At 70.3% G+C, this 17,224-nt stretch carries 21 protein-coding genes; 19 read left to right on the forward strand and 2 right to left on the reverse strand.

Features of this window, described 5'->3' with window-relative positions; all coding sequences use genetic code 11:
- Positions 1 to 29: 29 nt before the first annotated feature.
- The 19 genes from CD790_RS15370 (at position 30) to CD790_RS15455 (ending at position 15,222) form a co-directional block, all read left to right on the forward strand.
- Positions 30 to 1,163 (forward strand): PD-(D/E)XK nuclease family protein, encoded by a 1,134-nt coding sequence (locus CD790_RS15370; protein ID WP_073752970.1) that lies wholly within the window; start codon positions 30 to 32, stop codon positions 1,161 to 1,163.
- An 85-nt stretch (positions 1,164 to 1,248) separates the two neighbouring features.
- Positions 1,249 to 2,190 (forward strand): helix-turn-helix domain-containing protein, encoded by a 942-nt coding sequence (locus tag CD790_RS15375; RefSeq protein WP_144383743.1) that lies wholly within the window; start codon positions 1,249 to 1,251, stop codon positions 2,188 to 2,190.
- 30 nt (positions 2,191 to 2,220) lie between these two features.
- Positions 2,221 to 2,544: a hypothetical protein gene (locus tag CD790_RS15380; RefSeq protein ID WP_144383744.1), complete on the forward strand. Its 324-nt coding sequence runs from the start codon at positions 2,221 to 2,223 to the stop codon at positions 2,542 to 2,544.
- A gap of 89 nt (positions 2,545 to 2,633) precedes the next feature.
- Positions 2,634 to 3,257, forward strand: a complete 624-nt coding sequence (locus tag CD790_RS15385) for a hypothetical protein (protein WP_073751623.1) — start codon at positions 2,634 to 2,636, stop codon at positions 3,255 to 3,257.
- A gap of 210 nt (positions 3,258 to 3,467) precedes the next feature.
- The gene (locus tag CD790_RS15390) at positions 3,468 to 4,958 is read left to right on the forward strand and encodes a DNA cytosine methyltransferase (protein ID WP_144383745.1); all 1,491 of its coding nucleotides are present in this window, start codon (positions 3,468 to 3,470) and stop codon (positions 4,956 to 4,958) included.
- A gap of 27 nt (positions 4,959 to 4,985) precedes the next feature.
- Positions 4,986 to 5,714: a hypothetical protein gene (locus tag CD790_RS15395; RefSeq protein WP_144383746.1), complete on the forward strand. Its 729-nt coding sequence runs from the start codon at positions 4,986 to 4,988 to the stop codon at positions 5,712 to 5,714.
- 19 nt (positions 5,715 to 5,733) lie between these two features.
- Positions 5,734 to 6,144 (forward strand): hypothetical protein, encoded by a 411-nt coding sequence (locus CD790_RS15400; protein ID WP_144383747.1) that lies wholly within the window; start codon positions 5,734 to 5,736, stop codon positions 6,142 to 6,144.
- 33 nt (positions 6,145 to 6,177) lie between these two features.
- Positions 6,178 to 6,987, forward strand: coding sequence for a hypothetical protein (locus CD790_RS15405; RefSeq protein WP_144383748.1), 810 nt, complete (start codon positions 6,178 to 6,180; stop codon positions 6,985 to 6,987).
- 157 nt (positions 6,988 to 7,144) lie between these two features.
- Entirely contained in the window at positions 7,145 to 7,486 is a 342-nt protein-coding gene (locus CD790_RS15410; RefSeq protein ID WP_186319024.1) for an HU family DNA-binding protein, read from the forward strand.
- Between the two features lie 60 nt (positions 7,487 to 7,546).
- A complete protein-coding gene (locus CD790_RS15415; protein ID WP_144383750.1) occupies positions 7,547 to 8,044 on the forward strand; it encodes a hypothetical protein in 498 nt (165 codons plus the stop codon).
- Positions 8,041 to 8,871, forward strand: a complete 831-nt coding sequence (locus CD790_RS15420; protein ID WP_260867589.1) for a phosphoadenosine phosphosulfate reductase family protein — start codon at positions 8,041 to 8,043, stop codon at positions 8,869 to 8,871. Before CD790_RS15415 ends, CD790_RS15420 begins: the two co-directional genes overlap by 4 nt.
- Positions 8,868 to 9,497: a hypothetical protein gene (locus tag CD790_RS15425; RefSeq protein WP_260867590.1), complete on the forward strand. Its 630-nt coding sequence runs from the start codon at positions 8,868 to 8,870 to the stop codon at positions 9,495 to 9,497. The genes CD790_RS15420 and CD790_RS15425 overlap by 4 nt, the downstream gene beginning before the upstream one ends.
- 297 nt (positions 9,498 to 9,794) lie before the next feature.
- Positions 9,795 to 10,433 carry a hypothetical protein gene (locus CD790_RS15430; RefSeq protein ID WP_144383751.1) on the forward strand — a complete coding sequence of 213 codons (639 nt, stop codon included), beginning with the start codon at positions 9,795 to 9,797 and terminating at the stop codon, positions 10,431 to 10,433.
- Positions 10,434 to 10,493: 60 nt separating this feature from the next.
- Complete coding sequence (locus tag CD790_RS15435; RefSeq protein WP_144383752.1) at positions 10,494 to 10,796, forward strand: hypothetical protein; 303 nt, start codon at positions 10,494 to 10,496, stop codon at positions 10,794 to 10,796.
- 91 nt (positions 10,797 to 10,887) lie between these two features.
- Positions 10,888 to 11,898: an N-6 DNA methylase gene (locus CD790_RS15440; protein WP_186319025.1), complete on the forward strand. Its 1,011-nt coding sequence runs from the start codon at positions 10,888 to 10,890 to the stop codon at positions 11,896 to 11,898.
- Positions 11,895 to 12,422, forward strand: a complete 528-nt coding sequence (locus CD790_RS34610; RefSeq protein ID WP_186319026.1) for a hypothetical protein — start codon at positions 11,895 to 11,897, stop codon at positions 12,420 to 12,422. Before CD790_RS15440 ends, CD790_RS34610 begins: the two co-directional genes overlap by 4 nt.
- On the forward strand, positions 12,419 to 14,068 hold the full coding sequence (locus CD790_RS15445) for a DUF4192 family protein (RefSeq protein ID WP_186319027.1): 1,650 nt from the start codon (positions 12,419 to 12,421) through the stop codon (positions 14,066 to 14,068). The genes CD790_RS34610 and CD790_RS15445 overlap by 4 nt, the downstream gene beginning before the upstream one ends.
- Before the next feature lie 48 nt (positions 14,069 to 14,116).
- Entirely contained in the window at positions 14,117 to 14,698 is a 582-nt protein-coding gene (locus tag CD790_RS15450) for a DUF6349 family protein (RefSeq protein WP_144383755.1), read from the forward strand.
- Positions 14,695 to 15,222, forward strand: coding sequence for a hypothetical protein (locus CD790_RS15455; protein WP_144383756.1), 528 nt, complete (start codon positions 14,695 to 14,697; stop codon positions 15,220 to 15,222). The genes CD790_RS15450 and CD790_RS15455 overlap by 4 nt, the downstream gene beginning before the upstream one ends.
- Before the next feature lie 127 nt (positions 15,223 to 15,349).
- Here the strand turns inward: CD790_RS15455 and CD790_RS15460 are convergent, their stop codons facing one another.
- Complete coding sequence (locus tag CD790_RS15460; protein ID WP_260867591.1) at positions 15,350 to 16,747, reverse strand: hypothetical protein; 1,398 nt, start codon at positions 16,745 to 16,747, stop codon at positions 15,350 to 15,352.
- 264 nt (positions 16,748 to 17,011) lie between these two features.
- Positions 17,012 to 17,224 (reverse strand): WD40 repeat domain-containing protein (locus tag CD790_RS35180; RefSeq protein WP_222108250.1); only part of this gene is annotated, 213 nt, incomplete at its 5' end.

The following is a 17,224-nucleotide window of genomic DNA, read 5'->3' on the forward strand; positions in this document are numbered from 1 at the left end:
CCATCCTCTTGGAGAACACCGTGACCACCATGGCCATCGCGCCGGAGCGGCCCGTCAGCCTGTGGCCCGCCGCTCACGCGGCGGACGCACGCCGCCCCCGCTCCCAACAGACCAAGCTCGGTGCCAGCGACACCGTGTGCGCACGCCGGGCCGGATACCTCCTGCACGGCCGCACCCCGACCGATGTCGGTGAGAAGCGCAAGGCGATCCTCGGGACCTGGCTGCACGCCGGGATACTCGAGGCCGCCCGCGAGGAGTACGGCTGGCTCGTCGAGCGCCGCGTCGAGGACGCCACCCTTCGGGGCCACATCGACGCCGTCCAGCTCGACAGCGCCACTGCCGCACGGCTCCCCAAGCGGCTGCGCCCCACGCTCCCGGCCGAGGAGACGACCGTCGAGGACGTGAAGACCAAGAGCACGTACCAGTGGGACAGTGTCCTGCGGTACGGCGCGAGCGAGGCCGAGCTGCGGCAGGTGTACCTGTACGCCGACCTGCTCGGCACGGAAGGTTTCGCCAGCGTCCGGGGCCAGCGGCAGCTCGCCCACCTCGGGCCGGTACCGGTCGCCCGCATCCGCTTCCGGTTCATCAACCGCGACTCGGGCGACGACCACGTTCAGGAGATCGCCTACGAGGCCGACCGCGCCCGCCGTGCCCGCTGGTGGGTCCAGCAGGTGCGGGCCGCCGCCTCACCGGAGGAACTGCCGCGCACCTTCCAGGGGCCGGGCATCTCCGCGATCTGCGACCACTGCCCGTTCCGCACCGCGTGCTGGGGGCCGCTCGTCGCCGGGCGCTCGCCGCAGAGCCAGCTCATCCACGACGACGAGGAACGCGCGAAGGTGCTGGCCGAGTACGCCGAGGTTTCCGAGCAGATCAAGCCGCTCAAGGACCGGCAGAAGTTCCTGCGCGCCCAGCTCGAAGGCTCTGAACCCGGCGTCTACGGCGACAACGTCCTGAAGTGGAGCGGCGGCAACCCGACCAAGGTCGATGACGTCGAGGCGATGGTCGCGCTGTACCGCCGCGCAGGGCTGGAGGTGCCGATGGTGCCGGACGCGGCGTCGATGAAGGCGACGCTGAAGGAGGTGGGCATCCCCGTGCCCACGCGCCTCGACCACGACCGGCGGACCGCGGTGAGCATCAACGTCACCGCGCGCAAGAAGCCCTGATCGCGCCAGTCGGCGGGGGCGGAGCCCGGGTGCTCCGTCCCCGCCCCGGCGCGGCGGGGACGGGACGGAACACGGAGAGGTGCCGGTGAGCATCCAACTGATGGTGGTGGCGGCCTACCTGCCGAAGGAGGTGATCAACACCACGCAGAAGCTGGTCCTCATGAAGATCGCGGACTCGGCCGATGACCAGACCAGGCTGGCCCGGCCGGGCCTGGAGCGGATGATGGCCTGGGCCGGCGTAGGGGAGAAGCAGGTCATCACGGTGGTGACGCAGCTCGTCGGCCTTGGCCTGGTCGAGCGGGTCACGGTCGGACGGGTCGGCCGCCGCGCCGAGTACCGGGTGTTCCCGCACGGCGTGCCGCCCATCCCGTCGACGGAGGAGCTGATCGAGTGGCGCCGGGCGGCGCAGCGTGCCCCGACCAACCCCCGCCTCGCCCGCAAGACCGCGCGCCGCAAGCCGTCGTCGGCGGCCCGGACACAGCAGGACGTCGCCGCGCGGGAAGAGGCACGGGCCGCCGCCGAGGCCGCTTCGGAGCCAGGGTTGCCCCAGGGGAACCCTGATGACGCTCCGGGCAGGGTTGCCCCAGGGGAACCCAGTGGGTTGCCGCAGGGAAACCGAGCGGGTTCCCCTGGGGAAACCCCTTCTCTTCCTCCTTCTTCCTCTTCTCTTCCTAACCCCCCTACCCCCACGGCTGACGCCGCAGGGGAGCCGGAGGCGGAGCGCGGAGAACCGCAGCGGGCGGGCTGCCCGAAGCACGCCGAGCCGGTGAGCAACTGCCGGGGGTGCGGGACCAACCCGCGTGCCGGGAGGGAGCAGGCGCGGCGAGAAGCGGCCGACCGCGAGCACCGCCAGCAACAGGACTGGCTACGGCAGTTCTTCGCCGAGCAGGAGCAGCGCGTCGCGGCAACGGACCAACAAGCCCTGGAGATGGCCCGCCAGCGAGTGCGGGACCTGGCTCGAATGGGACGCGAGATGGGCGCCAACTCCCGCCGGAGACAGGGGCGTTCCCAAGAGCGGAAACATTGACGCCCCGGTGTACGCCATTAAGATATAAGCATGAGTTCGGAACCCGCCGAACTCGCCGACCTCTTGGAGACCACCTTGACCGACACACTCACCCCGGCCCCCGACGTCTACGTCGTGGTCGCCGAAGTCATCCACGGCTCACCGGCCGCACCGCGCCTCGGTGGCCACCTGTACTGCTCGGCCGAGTGCGCCGAACACGGCGTGCGTGAGCTCGTCAGCGACCTGAGCCAGGAGGAGGGCGGCAGTGGCTTCGTCCTGCCCCATGAGGGGCGCGCGATCGGCTGCGTCGTCACCCGCGGTCGCCGGATGTGGTCGGTGCAGATCCTCGCTCGCAGTGAACTGCCCACCGTCTGACATCCGCTTCACCTGAGATAGGTGACATTTTTCAACGGCGGGCGTGCTTTCTGTGCGCCCGCCGTGCACACCCTCTTGGAGACCAGCACATGACCACCACCATCGCGGCTCTGCCCGACCACAACCGCACCACCGACCCGCTGTGGCAGCGGCTGTTCCACCGCTACAGCCACGTCATCACCCCGCTGCGCTACGCGGGCTGGGTCACCGACATCGAGACCGCCGGAGGAGGAGAGTTCTTCGTCCGCGCCGAACTGCGGGACGGCACGGAGCTGATCATCGCCTCCGAGCACAGCCTGCCCGCCGATCCCGACGAGGTGAACGGCTGGACGGCCGTCCGCCAGGACGTGGAGAACGCGGACAGGCACACCGTCCTGTACGACTCCACCCCCAACGGCCCCCAGCGCCACCACCGGAACAGCCTCATCCCGCTGCTGGCCCGCATCGACGGCCTCGACGTTCCCCGCCGCGCACCCCAGCTGATCGTCTCGGCCACGCACACCGCGCCGTACGGCGCGAGCCACAACCAGATCGCCGGGATCGAGGGCGCGGCCACCGCCATCGCCCGCTTCTCGGAGTGGTCCCAGCGACTCACCGACCACGAGGGCTACCGCCGCGTCTGGCAGCGGCCCCAGACGGACGGCTACCCGCTGGCGCTGTTCGAGTGCGCCGGACACATCACGACCGTCCGCGTCACCCGCAGCGATGACTGACCGGCCGCGCCCCGCACCGCGCCCCACCGGGGGCGCGGACCGGTGATCTGGCTGCTGATCGTGTGCGCCCTCGGCCTGCTGGGGTTCACCGCCCTCGGCATCGAGGACAGCCGCCACCACCGCGCGTTACGCGCCTCCGACGAGTTCTGACCACGGCCGCCCGGCCCGCCATCCGGGCCGGGCGGCCCCGCCTCTTGGAGACCTAAGACCGTGCCCCGATCCATCCACCTGCTCTGCGGAGCGGGCGGAGATGCCACCGGCCTGTTGGAAGCCGGTTTCGAACCCATCCTCGGCATCAACCACTGGCAGACCGCCGTCGACACGTTCGGGCTCAACCACCCGAATGCGGCGGCTCGCTGCGCTGACATCCAGAACTACCCCATGCGCTGGCTCCCGAAGGCCCTCGTGCTGTGGGCCAGCGTCATCTGCACCGAGGTCAGCCCCGCCGGCGGGAAGAAGCGGCCCGACCCGGCGCAGGACGCGCTGTTCGAGGAAGAGGAGCAGTGGCGCGAACTGCCCCCGGAGGCCTTCGAGATGACCCGGGTGACCGCCTGGTGCGTGCTGCGCGCCGCCGAGGCGAAGCGGTTCCCGTGCGTCGTCGTGGAGAACGTCGTCGAGTTCATCACCGACTGGCTGCTGTTCCCCGAGTGGATCCGCGCCATGAAGAAGCTCGGCTACCGCGTCCAGATCGTCTCCGTGTCCTCCGCGCACATCGGGTCGGAGACCAATCCGTACGCCCCGCAGTGGCGCGACCGCGTGTACCTGGTCTTCACCCTCACCGGGATCCGCCGCCCCGACCTCGCCCCCCGTCCACTGGCGTACTGCTTCGAGTGCGGGCGGGACGTCAAGGCGCGCCAGAGCTGGCGCGACCCGCGGGTGAAGGTCGGCAAGTACCAGCAGCAGTACGACTACCGCTGCCCGAACAGCCGCTGTGGCCACGCGCTGGTGGAGCCGTACGTCCGGCCCGCCTCCGACGTGATCATGTGGGACGACATCGGCCAGCGCATCGGAGACCGCGCCCGCCCGCTGGTGCCGAACACCATGCGCCGCATCGCGGCCGGACTGGCGAAGTTCCCCTACGAGCCGTCCGTCGTCACCCTCACACACGGCAAGGACGGCACCGACCGCGCGTTCGCCCCGCACACCCGGCCGCTGCCCACCCGCACGGCCAAGCTCGGTGAGGCCCTGCTGGTGCCGGTGGGCGGCTCGTGGAACGACACCGCTTCGCCCATCGAGGAGCCCATGCGCACCCGCACCACCCGCGAGAGCGAAGCCCTCGTCACGGTGGACCCGTTCATCGTGGAGTTCCGCAACAACTGCGACGCCGCGCCGATCGACGCCCCGCTGAGCACCATCGCCACGGCCCGCCATCACGGCCTGGTCGTGCCCGACGGCAACGTCCGCACCCGGGCCCGCAACACGTTGGTGATCCCGTACCGCAAGGCCGCGCCGAAGACCGCGGGCGAGCCGCTGCACACCCTGTCGACCCGCGACTCGGCGGCCATCGTGCGGACCGCGCCCGCCATCGAGGACTGCTACTTCCGCATGTTGCAGCCCCGCGAGCAGCTGTCAGCCCAGCGGTTCCCCGAGACGTACGAGGTCGTCGGCACCAAGGCCGCCCAGACCCAGCAGGCCGGCAACGCCGTGTCGGTCAACGTCGCGCGCTGGATCGGCGAACGCCTCAAGCCCGTTCTCGCCTAACCCCCAAGAAGAAAGGACATCACTGCCATGACACCGGCAGCGCACGACCAGTTGACCATTCTCTGCTCGCAGCGTGAGGAACTGGAGGCCGAGCGCCTGCGCATCGAGAAGGCGCACTGCCTCGCGGTGCTCGACCACATCACGGCAAAGATCCGCGCCGCCTGCCCCGAGGCGGTCTACGTGACCTTCGCCTTCTACAGCTCCCGCACCCTCGACCTGCACGGCGTGCTGGGCGCGCAGCCCAGCCCCCTGGGAACCTGCCCCGAGCTGTGGGACAACCGCGACGGGGAGGACGAGCACCCGCTCGACGACATCGCGGACCAGATCGAGTCCGACGTGCAGGCCGCGCTCGCTCCCTACTCCTCTCCGGCGTGGGCGTCCGTCCATCGCAACTCTGCCTCCGACGGCAACTCCTGGCTGCTGGAGTTGCCCCCGGCCGACCGGGCCGCCCGCGTTGCCGAGCTGGTCCGCGAGCACCACCCGGAGGCGACCGCGATCGTCGTGGACGGACGCGCGGCCGGGCGGGTCATCGAGATCTTCGAAGGCGTCGCCGACGACGGCACTCCGGTGCGGATCCCCCGCCCGGGTTGGCCGCCCGCCTGCGACACCGCCCTCGCCGGGCTCATCGCCCAGATGCTCGCCCTCCCTGCCCTGGCCGACCGGCACCTGATGCCGCTGCCCGGTGACTACGCCCACCCGTTCGGCCTCAGCACCAGCGATCAGGTCCGCCTGATGCCGCTGCCGCCGACCGCCTAGCGCACGGGAGGAGGAGCAGATGAGCGGCAACGGGTGGGTCGCCCAGGCCCCCTGCGCCGGGGACGCCCGCTTCACGTCCGAGGAGACGGTGGCCGAAGCCCCGACGGAGCCGCTGGTCCTCTCCCTCCTCGCGGCCTGCCAGGGCTGCCCGTTCCGGTCGCAGTGCATCGACCTGGTCATGCCGAGCACGAGCCTGTTCGACGGCGTGTGCGGCGGGCGGCTCTGGCACAACGGGCAGGTCCTCGCGACCTGCGAGGGCGCTCAGCCCGCCGAACTACGCGAGCGCGGCCGACGCCCGATCACCCACGGCACCGAAGCCGGTGCCCGTGCCCACAACCGGCGCGGGGAGCGCGCCTGCTCCCTGTGCCTGGAAGCCGGACGGCTCGCCCAGCAGGCCCGCCGGGCCCGCAAGCGCGCCTCCGGCTCCTGATCACCACCCCTACAACTCCTGCGGAGACCCACCATGTTCACCGTCAAAGCCCGCGACCTGGCGGCCATCCTCGACCAGGCCGCCCCCCACCGCTTCCAGGCGGACGAGGACGCCAACGACCTCGACGCCCTGATCCTCGACTGCACCCCCGGCCACCTCCACGTCGTCGCGTGCAGCGACCGGACGCTCGCCGTCGCCCGCACTCCCGTCGCGGGTGAGGTGTGGACGGCCCCCGTCGGCTACGACGACACCACCGCGCTGCGCGGCTGGCTGGAGTCGTCCGACACCGTCACCGTCGAGCACGTCACCAGCCGCGGCCACCAGCTGCTCCGCTTCACCGAGGGCGTCGCGCAGCTCACCGTCCCCGCCGCACCCCACGGCGGACGCCTCCCGTGGCGCGCCCTGCTGCGGCTGGTGATCGACGCGCGCGAGCACCCGCTGGCGCAGGGGCGCCCCGTGCAGCTCAGCGCCGACGACCTGTCCCGGTGGCTGAACGCCGGCAGCAACGGCGAGGCGATCGAGTTCCGCTCCCTGGGACCGGTGGGCACCCTGGTGACCGCCGGGCCCGACTTCCTCGGCCTCGAGACCCCGCACGGCTGGGACGGTCCGGTGCCGGGCGAGGGATGGTCCTCGTCGCTGCGCACCCGCCTGTTCCTCTTCGCCGGGCAGTTCCTCGAGGTCGGGGCGCGCTACGCGGACTGGACGGGTACGGAGTGGGTCGTGCCCACCCGGCCCCGCTCCGGCGAGGAGCCGTGGTTGATCTCGGCCGACTACGCGGCCGTCGCGCTGCCCATCTCCCACGTGCTCGAGGTCGGCAAGTTCCTCGTCCGCCTGCCCGACTGAGCTGAGATAGGTGACATTCATGAATCATATTTTGCGCTCCCGTGCTCCGGTGTGTGGCCAGCTCGCGGACCCCGGCTACGGACTGAACCCGTGGCCCGCTGCGTGGCGCGCCCGCCCTCGACTCCTGCGGCCCAGCCGAATCGAAAGGAATCCCTCTGTGAACAAGGCCCAGCTCATCCAGGCCGTGGCGAAGACGACCGGCAACCGCGCGCAGGCGGCCGACGCCGTGGAGGCCGCGCTCGACGCGATAGTCCGCGCCGTCGCCGCCGGTGAAGTCGTCTCCGTCACCGGCTTCGGCAGCCTTACCCCCCAGGTGCGCCCTGCCCGCACCGCCCGCAACCCGCAGACCGGTGAGCCGGTGGAGATCGCCGAGCGCCGGGTCGTGAAGTTCCGCCCCGGTGCCCGGTTCCAGGACCTCGTCGCGGGCCGCCGGGCCATGCCCGAGTCCGGCAACTGCATCCAGAAGGACCCCAAGACCCCCAAGGTCGCCCGCCCGTAACCCGCTGCACCTGGGGCCGTCCCGGCAGTCGCCGGGACGGCCCCACCGAAGGAGTTCGAGATGAACGACCGCTCCGTGGGCGTTGAGATCGACGCCACCGCGAAGTGGCTGGAGGAGCGGGGCATAGTCGGCGCGGCCGGTCTGCTGCGGCGCGTCGCGCGCCAGAGGGACGACGCCGTACGACAGCTCGGCCTGCATCCCGCCTCGGCCGCGCACCAGACGGGCAGCGAGCGCCCCGCCCCGCGCGACCTGGACGCCGCCGCCGAAGCGGCGATGCTGCGCACCGACCTGGCACGCCTCCAGACCCTGGCCGAGCGGGCCGGCTGGGTGCCCGACCCGGCCGCGAAGCGCCTGTGGCGCTGGCGCGACGGCTGGTGGGAGCTGGGCCACCGCCGCAGGAGCCCGAAGGACGGCTACCACGACACCGGCTGGTACCTGTGGGGGCCGGTCGGCAGCTACGACGGCGAGTGGGTCGACCGCCACAAGGCACCGGCCATGGCCGAGGCAGAGCGCCTGATCAGCAAGCACCTTTCCGCGACCGGGGAAGGCCAGCGGTGAGCGGCCAGATAGAACTGGTCAGCGCCCGCGCCGTGCACGGCCCCGAGCCGGTGCCCGACCTGTCCGCCGCCGACCGCATCGTCATCAGCAACAGCGGCGGCAAGGACAGCATCGTGGCCATGGATGAGGTCGTACGCCTGGGCGACGAGGCCGGGGTCCGCGACCGCATGGTGGTCCTGCACATTGACCTCGGCACCACTCCGCGCGGCCACAGCGTGGAGTGGCCCGGCACCGTCGAACTGGCGCGCCGCCAGGCCGCGCACTACGGGCTGCCCTTCGAGATTCGCCGCTCGGCGAAGTGGCCTTCCCTGGTGCACCGCATCCGGGCGCGCGGCCAGTTTCCTCACTTCCTGAGCCGCTTCTGTACCTCGGACATGAAGCGGAGCGTGGCGCACCGGTTCGTGACCGAGCAGGTGGACGCCCTGGGCATCACCGGCCGCCCGGCGCGGATCGTGCACGTCATGGGATTCCGGGCGGAGGAGTCCCGCGCCCGCGCCCGGCGGCCCGCCGTCGAGATCGACCGCCGGGCCAGCAGTGGGCGCCGCACCGTGACCCAGTGGTACCCGGTGCTGCGCTGGAGCACCGCAGAGGTGTGGCAGCGCATCCGGGACCGCAGCCTGCCCTACCACTGGGCGTACGACGCCGGCATGTCCCGCCTCTCGTGCAGCCTGTGCGTCCTCGCCTCCGTTCCGGACCTGACCTGCGCGGCCGGGCTCCGGCCCGAGCTGGCGCGCGAGTACGCCGACCTGGAAGAGGAGCTGGGCGTCCCGTTCCGGGAGGAACTGTCGATCGCCGAGGTGCTCCGGCGCGCGGGAGGGGCCTCGTGACCGCCGAACTCCAAAGTGCCCCGGTGACGCTGCCGAGCGTGCAGGAAAAGGGGGAGTGGCAGCCGCGCGTCCTCGGTCTCGACCTGTCGCTGACCTCGACCGGCATCGCGGGGACGGACTGGGCACGCGCCCACCGGCCCGGCCGCCGCCGTAGCCACGAGCGGCTGGACTGGCTGCTCGCGGCCGTCGCGCTGAGCGTGAAGGACGGCGCGGACCTGGTGGTCGTCGAGGGCGCCGCGTACGCCCAGGGCGGGCAGGCCGGGCACCACGAGCTGGCCGGGCTGTGGTGGCTGGTCACGCAGTACCTGTGGCGTCACCGCATCCCCTACGCCGTGGTGACCCCGCACGGGCGCACGATCTACGCGACCGGCCGGGCCAACCCGGCCCAGGACTTCCCGCGCAAGGACCGGGCCCGGATCGCGAAGGGCATGGTGCGCTCGGTGGCCGTCGAGCGGTACGGCGTCCCGTGCGAAGGGCCGGGCCGCTACGACCAGGCGGACGCCACGATCCTCGCCGCGATGGGACTCGACTGGCTCGGCTACCCGACCGTGCCGGTACCCGACTCGCACCGCCGTGCGCTGGAGGCCGTCCGCTGGCCCGATCTCATTCCGGCAGCCGCGAATTAGGAAATTGAATTGCGGAAATTAAATGCGCATTCAGTCGGTCATGCCTTGCTTCTGGGGTATTTGCCATTAAGATATAAGTAAGGAATTCGGGAAATGCCCGAATGGGAAGGGCAATTGGAATGGAAACCCAGAATCACGGATGCGGCTGCGAGTGCAACAGCGGCGGCTTCTGTGGCGGCTGCGGCTACGCCGGATGCGGCGGACGCCGCTAACCATCCCCGAACCCCAGCAGCACCCCGCGCCCCCGGCTCACCGCCGGGGGCGCACCCATACGCGCAAGTGCCTCTTGGAGACCCAATGACCGACTACTCGCCCGGAGTCCGCGAGCTCGCCCACCAGATAGGGCTCGACCCCGAACACGTCGCATACGCCGTCCGCTTCGCCTCACGCACCTTCGCCCGCGTGCAGGTGACCACCGGCATGACCCTCGACCAGTTCCGCCGCCTGTTCACTCAGGACCGGCACTCCATCGCCATCGTCGCGAACCTTGCGATGCGCCGCGCCGGCCGCCGCGAGGACGCCCAACTCCTCATGACCATCTACAAGGCCGCCGTCGGCCGCCTCCCGTACGAGCGGCCCCTTCACACCGGCGTCGGCACCCTGCCCGAGTACCACGGCCACAAGCAGGTCCAGGAGGCCGTGCGCATCCTGACCGCCGCCGGAATGCCGCCCATCCACACCGACGGCGTCCACGAACTGCGCCCCGGCTTCCAGGTCATGCCGGACGACACCGGAGACCTGCCCGGCTGGGTGTTCATCAAGCCCGACCCCGACGCCAAGCGCCGCACCGGCTTCGCGGGCGGAGACCTCGGCTACCTCGCCGTCATGCGCTGGGCCGGATGGGGCGTCATCACCGAACGCCTCCCCGGCGGCCTGTACGCCGCCTGCCACCCCGACCACCGGGACAACCCCTTCCCCACCGCCCCCACCTCCTGACCCGCCCGTGCCCGGCCGCCCTGCGCGGCCGGGCACGGCCCACCAGAAAGGCATCAGCCCGTGAAGCTCCCCGTTGACGACGCCACCCTGGCGGCCTGGTCCACCCTGCTCGGCCTCACCGATAAGCAGACCGCCGCAACCCTCGCCGAGATCGAGAACACCCTGCACATCGGCTACGAGCACCGCCCCGACGAGCTGCGCGACACCAGCTTCGACCAGCTCATCAGCGACATGGACACCGACGAAGCGGCCCTGATGTTCCTCATCAATGGCCTGCGTCAAGCCGGCTACCCCGCCGCTGCCTACGACGTCGAGATCCGCGGCATCTTCGCCACCCTCCGGGACCTCCAGCAGACCAACTGATCCCGCTCCCAACCCCATCCACACGCCGCCCCGGCCGCGCCCTGCGCACCGGGGCGGCCCCATGCGCGCCCGCAGAAAGGAACCCGCCGTCATGTCCGACGACTTCTTGCCCCGCGCGGCAGCCCCGGCCACCGCCGCGCGGCCCGCACCGTCGTGGGCGAAGAAGCCCCCGCCCAAGCCCAAGGCCCGCCCCACCGGCAAGATCACAGCCCGCCGCTACGCCGCCCCACGCGACCCACACGAGCACGCCCGCAAGATCGCGGAAAACGTCCTCGACGCCTGGTACCAGTCCTTCGGCGGCAGCAGCATCGACGTCCCCCTCGGCACCGTCGCCGGGCTCTCCCTGCTGCGCAACGTCCCCGGCCTGGCCGACTGGGTGCTCAACCTCCAGCCCGAACAACTCCCGCAACTGCTCAAGGAGATCTACCTCGGCCACTGGATCAAGCGCCCCGACCTGATCAACCGCGCCATACGCCTCCACGACTGGGCCTGGAACCCCGACCCCGACAAGCAGCAGCTCCGCGCCGTCCACGCCGTCACCCGCGCCGCCATCAACACCGGCCTGATGGACCTCACCGGCCACGACGACCCCTGGCAACGCTCCGAAGCCGACGTCCTCAGCCCCCTGCTCACAGGCCTCCGCCACAAGAGCGACAAGAAGTGGCGCGGCGAGTACCACACCCCGTCGTGCGTCACCGACCTGCTCGCCAACATGACCGTGGACAAGGACCTGGCCAAGCCAGGCATGTCCTTCCGCGAACCCGCCGTCGGCTCCGGCACGATGTTCCGCTCCGTCGCCCAACGCCTGCGCGACCTCGGCCTCAACCCGCACGACTTCCACTGGTACGGCAACGACATCGACTCGCTGTCCGCCGGATGCGCCGCCGTCAACGCGATCATCTGGGACCTCGGCCCACGCTGCCTCATCGGCTGCGCCGACTCCCTCGCACCGGAAGACGACTACGCCAAGACCCGCGCCGAAGCCAAAGAAGCCTTCGAGCAGCGCGACCGGTACATGGACACGGCCCGCACGATCATCGCCCACCGCAGCGCCCTCGCCCTCCTCGACGAACTCATGCCCAGCAAAGAGAACGCCGCGTGACCGAACCCGACCCCTTCGACCGACCCGGCACCACCCCAGCACCACGCCGCCGACGCCCGGCCTTCGCCGGACCCCGCGACGAGATCGACCTGCCGCCCCTCGACCAGATCGCCCCCACCCTCGACCCGCCATGGAGAAAGGAGGACACCGATACCCCCGACCGCACCGCCGCCTACCAGCACCCCGACGGCCACCGCATCGGCCTCCGCGTCCAAGCCTGCGGCCTCGCCATCCAGACCTGGATCACCGCAGGCCCCCACCTGCCGCCGATCCCCGACGGCACCGACATCGAGCAAGCCGAAGCACAAGCCGCCAACGACGCCCGACTCCAACCCGGCCGCACCTGGCACGCCGTCCTGACCACCCGCACCAGCAAAGCCCTCGCCGCCGACCTTGTCGCACTCGTCCGCGAACGGCTGCTCCCAGCCCTCACGAACAAGCCACGCGGCATACCCGCCCCCGCACCACCCGCCCGCATCGGGCAGCCCGACACCCCATCGCAGAACGAAGGAACCCAGAAGTGAGCACGCCCGACAACACCGTGCAGGTCACCAGCCTGCCCAACCTCGCCCAGATCCTGCCGTACCTCCTCGGCCACTACCCGGACGACAGCATCGCCCTCCACGCGCCCGGCCCGAACTTCCATGACGGGCCGACCATGACGTGCCCCCTCCCCGACGACAGCGCCGAGTGGCAGGCCACCGCCGAGCACGCTGCCCGCCAGTTCGTGGCCTACGCCCACGACCGCGGCCATGACCTCGCTGAGGGCGTCATCATCTATCTCTGCCGCGAACCGCGCCCCGGCCAGAGCCCCGAGGACACCGCCGCGCTCCTCGCCCCCGTCGGCACCTGGCTCACGAACGAGTTCATGGAGCACCGCGCCAACGTCCTCCAGACGATCGGCCTCGTCGCGGACCGGTGGTGGGCTTACGAGTGCGACATCGACGGGTGCTGCGAGGGCGACCCGCTCCCGTCGCCCGACGACCCCACCAGCGTCGCCGCACAGATGACCCGCCTCGGCCGCACTCCCGGCCCCCGCACCCGCGACATCATCAAGGAGTTCCGGGCGGCCACGGCAGACCCCGCGTTCCTCCAGGACCTGCACACCGCCGCCGACCACTTCAACTCGCGGTGCGCGACCAACGCCGGACGCGACGCCACGCTCGCGTTGACGCTGGAACAAATCGACGCCGCCATAGGCCGGTTCCGTGACGGGGCGACCGCCCTCAGCCGCGCCCTGACCACGCAGCTCATCGTCGGCCTGCAAGACGACGCCGCCGTGGAGGCCGGCGTGGCCCACGCGGACGACGGCGACCTTCCCCACGCCCGACGCTTGTGGGCCTACCTCGCGCGGCACTGCGCTGAACCGTTCACACAGGAGGCCGTGCCCATCCTGACGCTGTTCGCGTTCGTCGCCTGGCGGCAAGGCGACCTCATCGCCGCGCGGCTGGCCCTACGCGACGCCATCACCACCGACCCCGACTACGAGCTGGCCACTGGCATACACCTCGGCACGATCGACGGCGAAGACCCCCGAAACTGGCTCGCCTCCGCCCGCGAGGGCCGTGCCCACCGCCTGACGCACCTTCAGCACGCCGTCGAGGTCGCCAGCGAATACCGCCCTGCCACCGACACCACCGCGGTGCGCTACCGCGAAGCCCTCGACGCAGCAGCCACCTACTACTACGACCAGGTCCAGACCGAGGACGGCCGACTCCTCGCCCGCTTCGGCACCATCGACATCGTCAACGGAGCCTTGGCCGACTTCCGCAACGGCCGTCCCCAGCTCATGGACGAGATCTCCGCCCGCATCATCCTCGGCCTGCAAGATCTGCACACGAGGGACGCCGCGCTGTCCACCGGCGAGGAGAGCGACCTTCCCTACGAGCGGCAACTGTGGGGCTACCTCGCCCGGCGCTGCGTGCCGCCGCACACCGGAAAGGCTCCGCCGCCCCTCACCCTCCTCGGCTGGGTCGCCTGGCGGCAGGGCGACACCGTCACCGCCAGCCACGCCTTCGCCGAAGCCCTCGACATCTACCCCGGCTACACGATGGCCAAGCTGCTGCTCGACGGCATCCGCAACGAGTGCGACCCGGCCCGGCTCCTGGCGACGTACCGCGAGGCTGCGGCGGAGTTCGCCGCAAGCCGACCCGACCTCGACACCCTCTGACCAACACGGTGGCCCCGGCAACCGCCGGGGCCCCTGGAGACGCACCTCATGACCACGCCTGACGAACGCTGTGGCGCCGTCACACGCCACACCGACTACCTGCCCCACTACCGCGACAAGAACAGCAACAGCCGCGACCGCTGGCGCATCGCCTGGGGACACCCCGGCTTCACGCATCACACACCGCCCGAACCCACCGCCGATCACCAGCCCACCGTCCTCGTCCGCAACTGGGGCCGCCTCGCCCCGGACGGATCCAGCGACCTCTGGACCTACCTCCACCGAGGTGCATGCCTCGGCTGCACCTGGGAAGGCCCCGACCGCCGACGAACTGACCAAGCCGTCGAAGACGCCCACGACCACACCCACGAGGGATGGCGCGACCTCCCGCCACTCCCCGAACGCCGAGGCCGGCACTGGACCACCCACGCCACGCACCTGTACCCGAAGGGTTGGTTCGACACAGGCGGGCCCGTGCGCACCATCCGCACAGGAATCGAGAAACGGCACCTGCCCGGCAAAGCGCCCGGAGGCGGCTACGACCTCGCCGTACAACCGCCAAGGACGGAGCATCGGACAGCGATCATCGAAACGCTGCTCCCGGAGTACCACGAGAGCGAGGCGGCGTGAGCGACCCCAAGTCCGTCACGTGGCTCCGACCCGAGTACAAGGGACGCGAAGACGAACTGATCAACCTCGCCGCCGGAGCAGCCCTCGTCGGCGTCACTCGCTCCACCGTCAGCAACTGGGCCAAGCGCCACGCAACCTTCCCGAAGATCGTTTTGCTGACGGGTATCGGCGACAGGCGCGTGAAGTACATCCCCCGCGACGAGTTCCTGTCCTTCGCCCACGCACAGATGAACAAGGAACGCACGCCAGCCCGTAGACCGGTCGCCCGCCGGCCCACGACCCTTCTGCGATCAGACGAGATTGCTCACTCCGAACGGCAGATAGCCAGGCTCACTGAGCTGGAGGCACGTCAAGCAAAGGCCCTCGCGCGCACCCAACAGGCACTGAGGAAGCACCGCGAACGCCTCAGGCAGGCTCGGCAGGCGCTCGCTGCAGAGATCGCCGCAGTGCACCACCTCGAACAAACGGAAGGCGCATCAGGCGTGGACTCCGCAACACCAGGAGGAGGAAGCATCCCGGAGTGACCTCGCAACGAGGCTGCTCACCGCAGACAGGGCCGCGCTCTCGGGTGCAGACGGCGCGGCCCTGGCGCATCGGTCAGGAGCGCGGCTAGCGATGCTCGCACTACACAAAGGCGAGGCACGCCTCCCCTCAGAAAGTGCTCCAAGCCGATGCGTGCGCCTCCGGACCGTAGGGACTCCACCCGTTGAGGTGCGGCTTGAGATCTTCCGGCTCGAACGTCAGCCCGGACGGCATGGTCGGTAGTTGTGTCAGCGGGTCGAGGGTCTCTGCGTAGTCGCGCGCCCACCGCAACCAGACACGAGCCGATTCGACGTCGACGTCCTCGTCCACCGCTACATTGATCCTGCGCTCCAGAGCGTCGCAGTACTGGCGGAGCGCATCCGCATCCTGCCACTGCCTTGCCTGCTCACGGAGAATCGTTGCGAAGCGAGCCTGAGCAGCCTTCTCTTTGGCGGTAGCCATGGCCGCTTCCCAGCTGATGCGGCGCTCTTCCTTCGCGCGTTCCTCATCCAGCTTCCTCTGCTGCTCCTCGACCGCGCGAGTCTCCAGTTCCCGGAGCACGATCCCGAGGACGTCCTCGAGTTTCGACCGCTTGCGGTCGCCCCAGTGGTGCTGCCTCTTGGACCGGCTGTACCCGATGTCCAGAGCTAGCTGCTGAGAGCGGTCTGGATCGGCAGACTGGGGAAACTCCTGCTTGATAGTGACGCAGCTGGTGAAGCTGTCGATAACGATCTCCAGCACCCCTTCCCGACAACTCGCGGGGAAGTACCGGCCGTTGTAATAGTGCGCTGAACGGTGGTCACGCTCAGGGACCCGCTGCTCGCGTACGTTGTATCCCCGACGTTCCGCCTCTGCTGCGAGCCCTTGCAGCAGCAGCAAGGCACGGCGACGCAGAGAGGGCGGCATAAGAAGCCGGCGGTCGCTGTCTCGCAAGGCCGCCACAACGCGGTGCGGCGAGCGCAACTGCGCGGGGACTGCAACCCTCGGGTTCTCCTCTGGCGACCTCCGCCCAGAGTTGGCATGTGGGCCGTCTACCAGCGAGATTTGCAGATCACGGCCCGCGTTCCACAATCGCTGCTTCTCGATGCGTTTGCCCGCCGGCGCGAGTTTGTGCCGCTTGGCGAAGTCGATGACACGTCGCCACTCGGTGATCTCATCCTCGTCAGGCTCTGATATGACCACATGGCGCTCGGCAACCAATCGCTCCACGAGCTTGGTCGCTTTTGCGCGGCGTGCCACGGGGATAGGCCTCTCGCTGTACGGCGTTGGCTGCCTCTTATGGGTGGTCGCCAGCTTGCTCCCACGAGCTGTCGCCGTTGTCGTGGAGCCGCGGACCTTGCCCTTCGCCACGGTAACCGGTGCCTTCGACTCACCAGCAGCAGTGCGCCCGCGTGCCGGATGCTCCGGATGCTGACCGTGCTCCAGGTAGAACCGCCCTGCCTCAGTAACTTCCGCCCGCCAGCCGCCACCGCGGCGGCTCACCGTCACGAGACCCCGATCGCGCAGCGCATAGGTTGACCGTCGCATGCCCGGGTCCCGGGCGCCGGGATCCTTCCCGGCAGCTACGTCCCTGAGGAGCGTGAGCTGTCGGTCGTTCAACGCTGTCCAGCGGTACATACCACAAGTCCACAAGGAAACGAGGTGGGTCGCAATAGCCGTCGGCGGGCCCCCGATCAGAGTCGCCCGACCTAGACGGACAGACAGGTTCCTGGGCGAAGGACGGCGTAGTCCTTCCCGGCGCTTGAACGTCGAGGCTGGCAGTGGCTGCTGAGGCAAGACGATTGTGAGCCCTCACATGACTTGGATGGCGAGCATGCCTGATTTGGATCCCACATACAGCATGGTCCCCTGGGCAGCGACGGTGGTCACGGAGACGTCGAGTGGAAGGGTTCGTTGCAGCTCTTCGCTAGATGGGTCCCATAGGCGGATGGTGTGGTCGTCGCTGGCGCTGGCGAGGAGGGCGCGCCCGTTGGGCAGTGTGAGGGCGGTTAGTGCGAGTACGGG

Origin of the sequence: Streptomyces sp. SAJ15 (assembly GCF_007595705.1) — a bacterium.
Classification (GTDB): domain Bacteria; phylum Actinomycetota; class Actinomycetes; order Streptomycetales; family Streptomycetaceae; genus Streptomyces.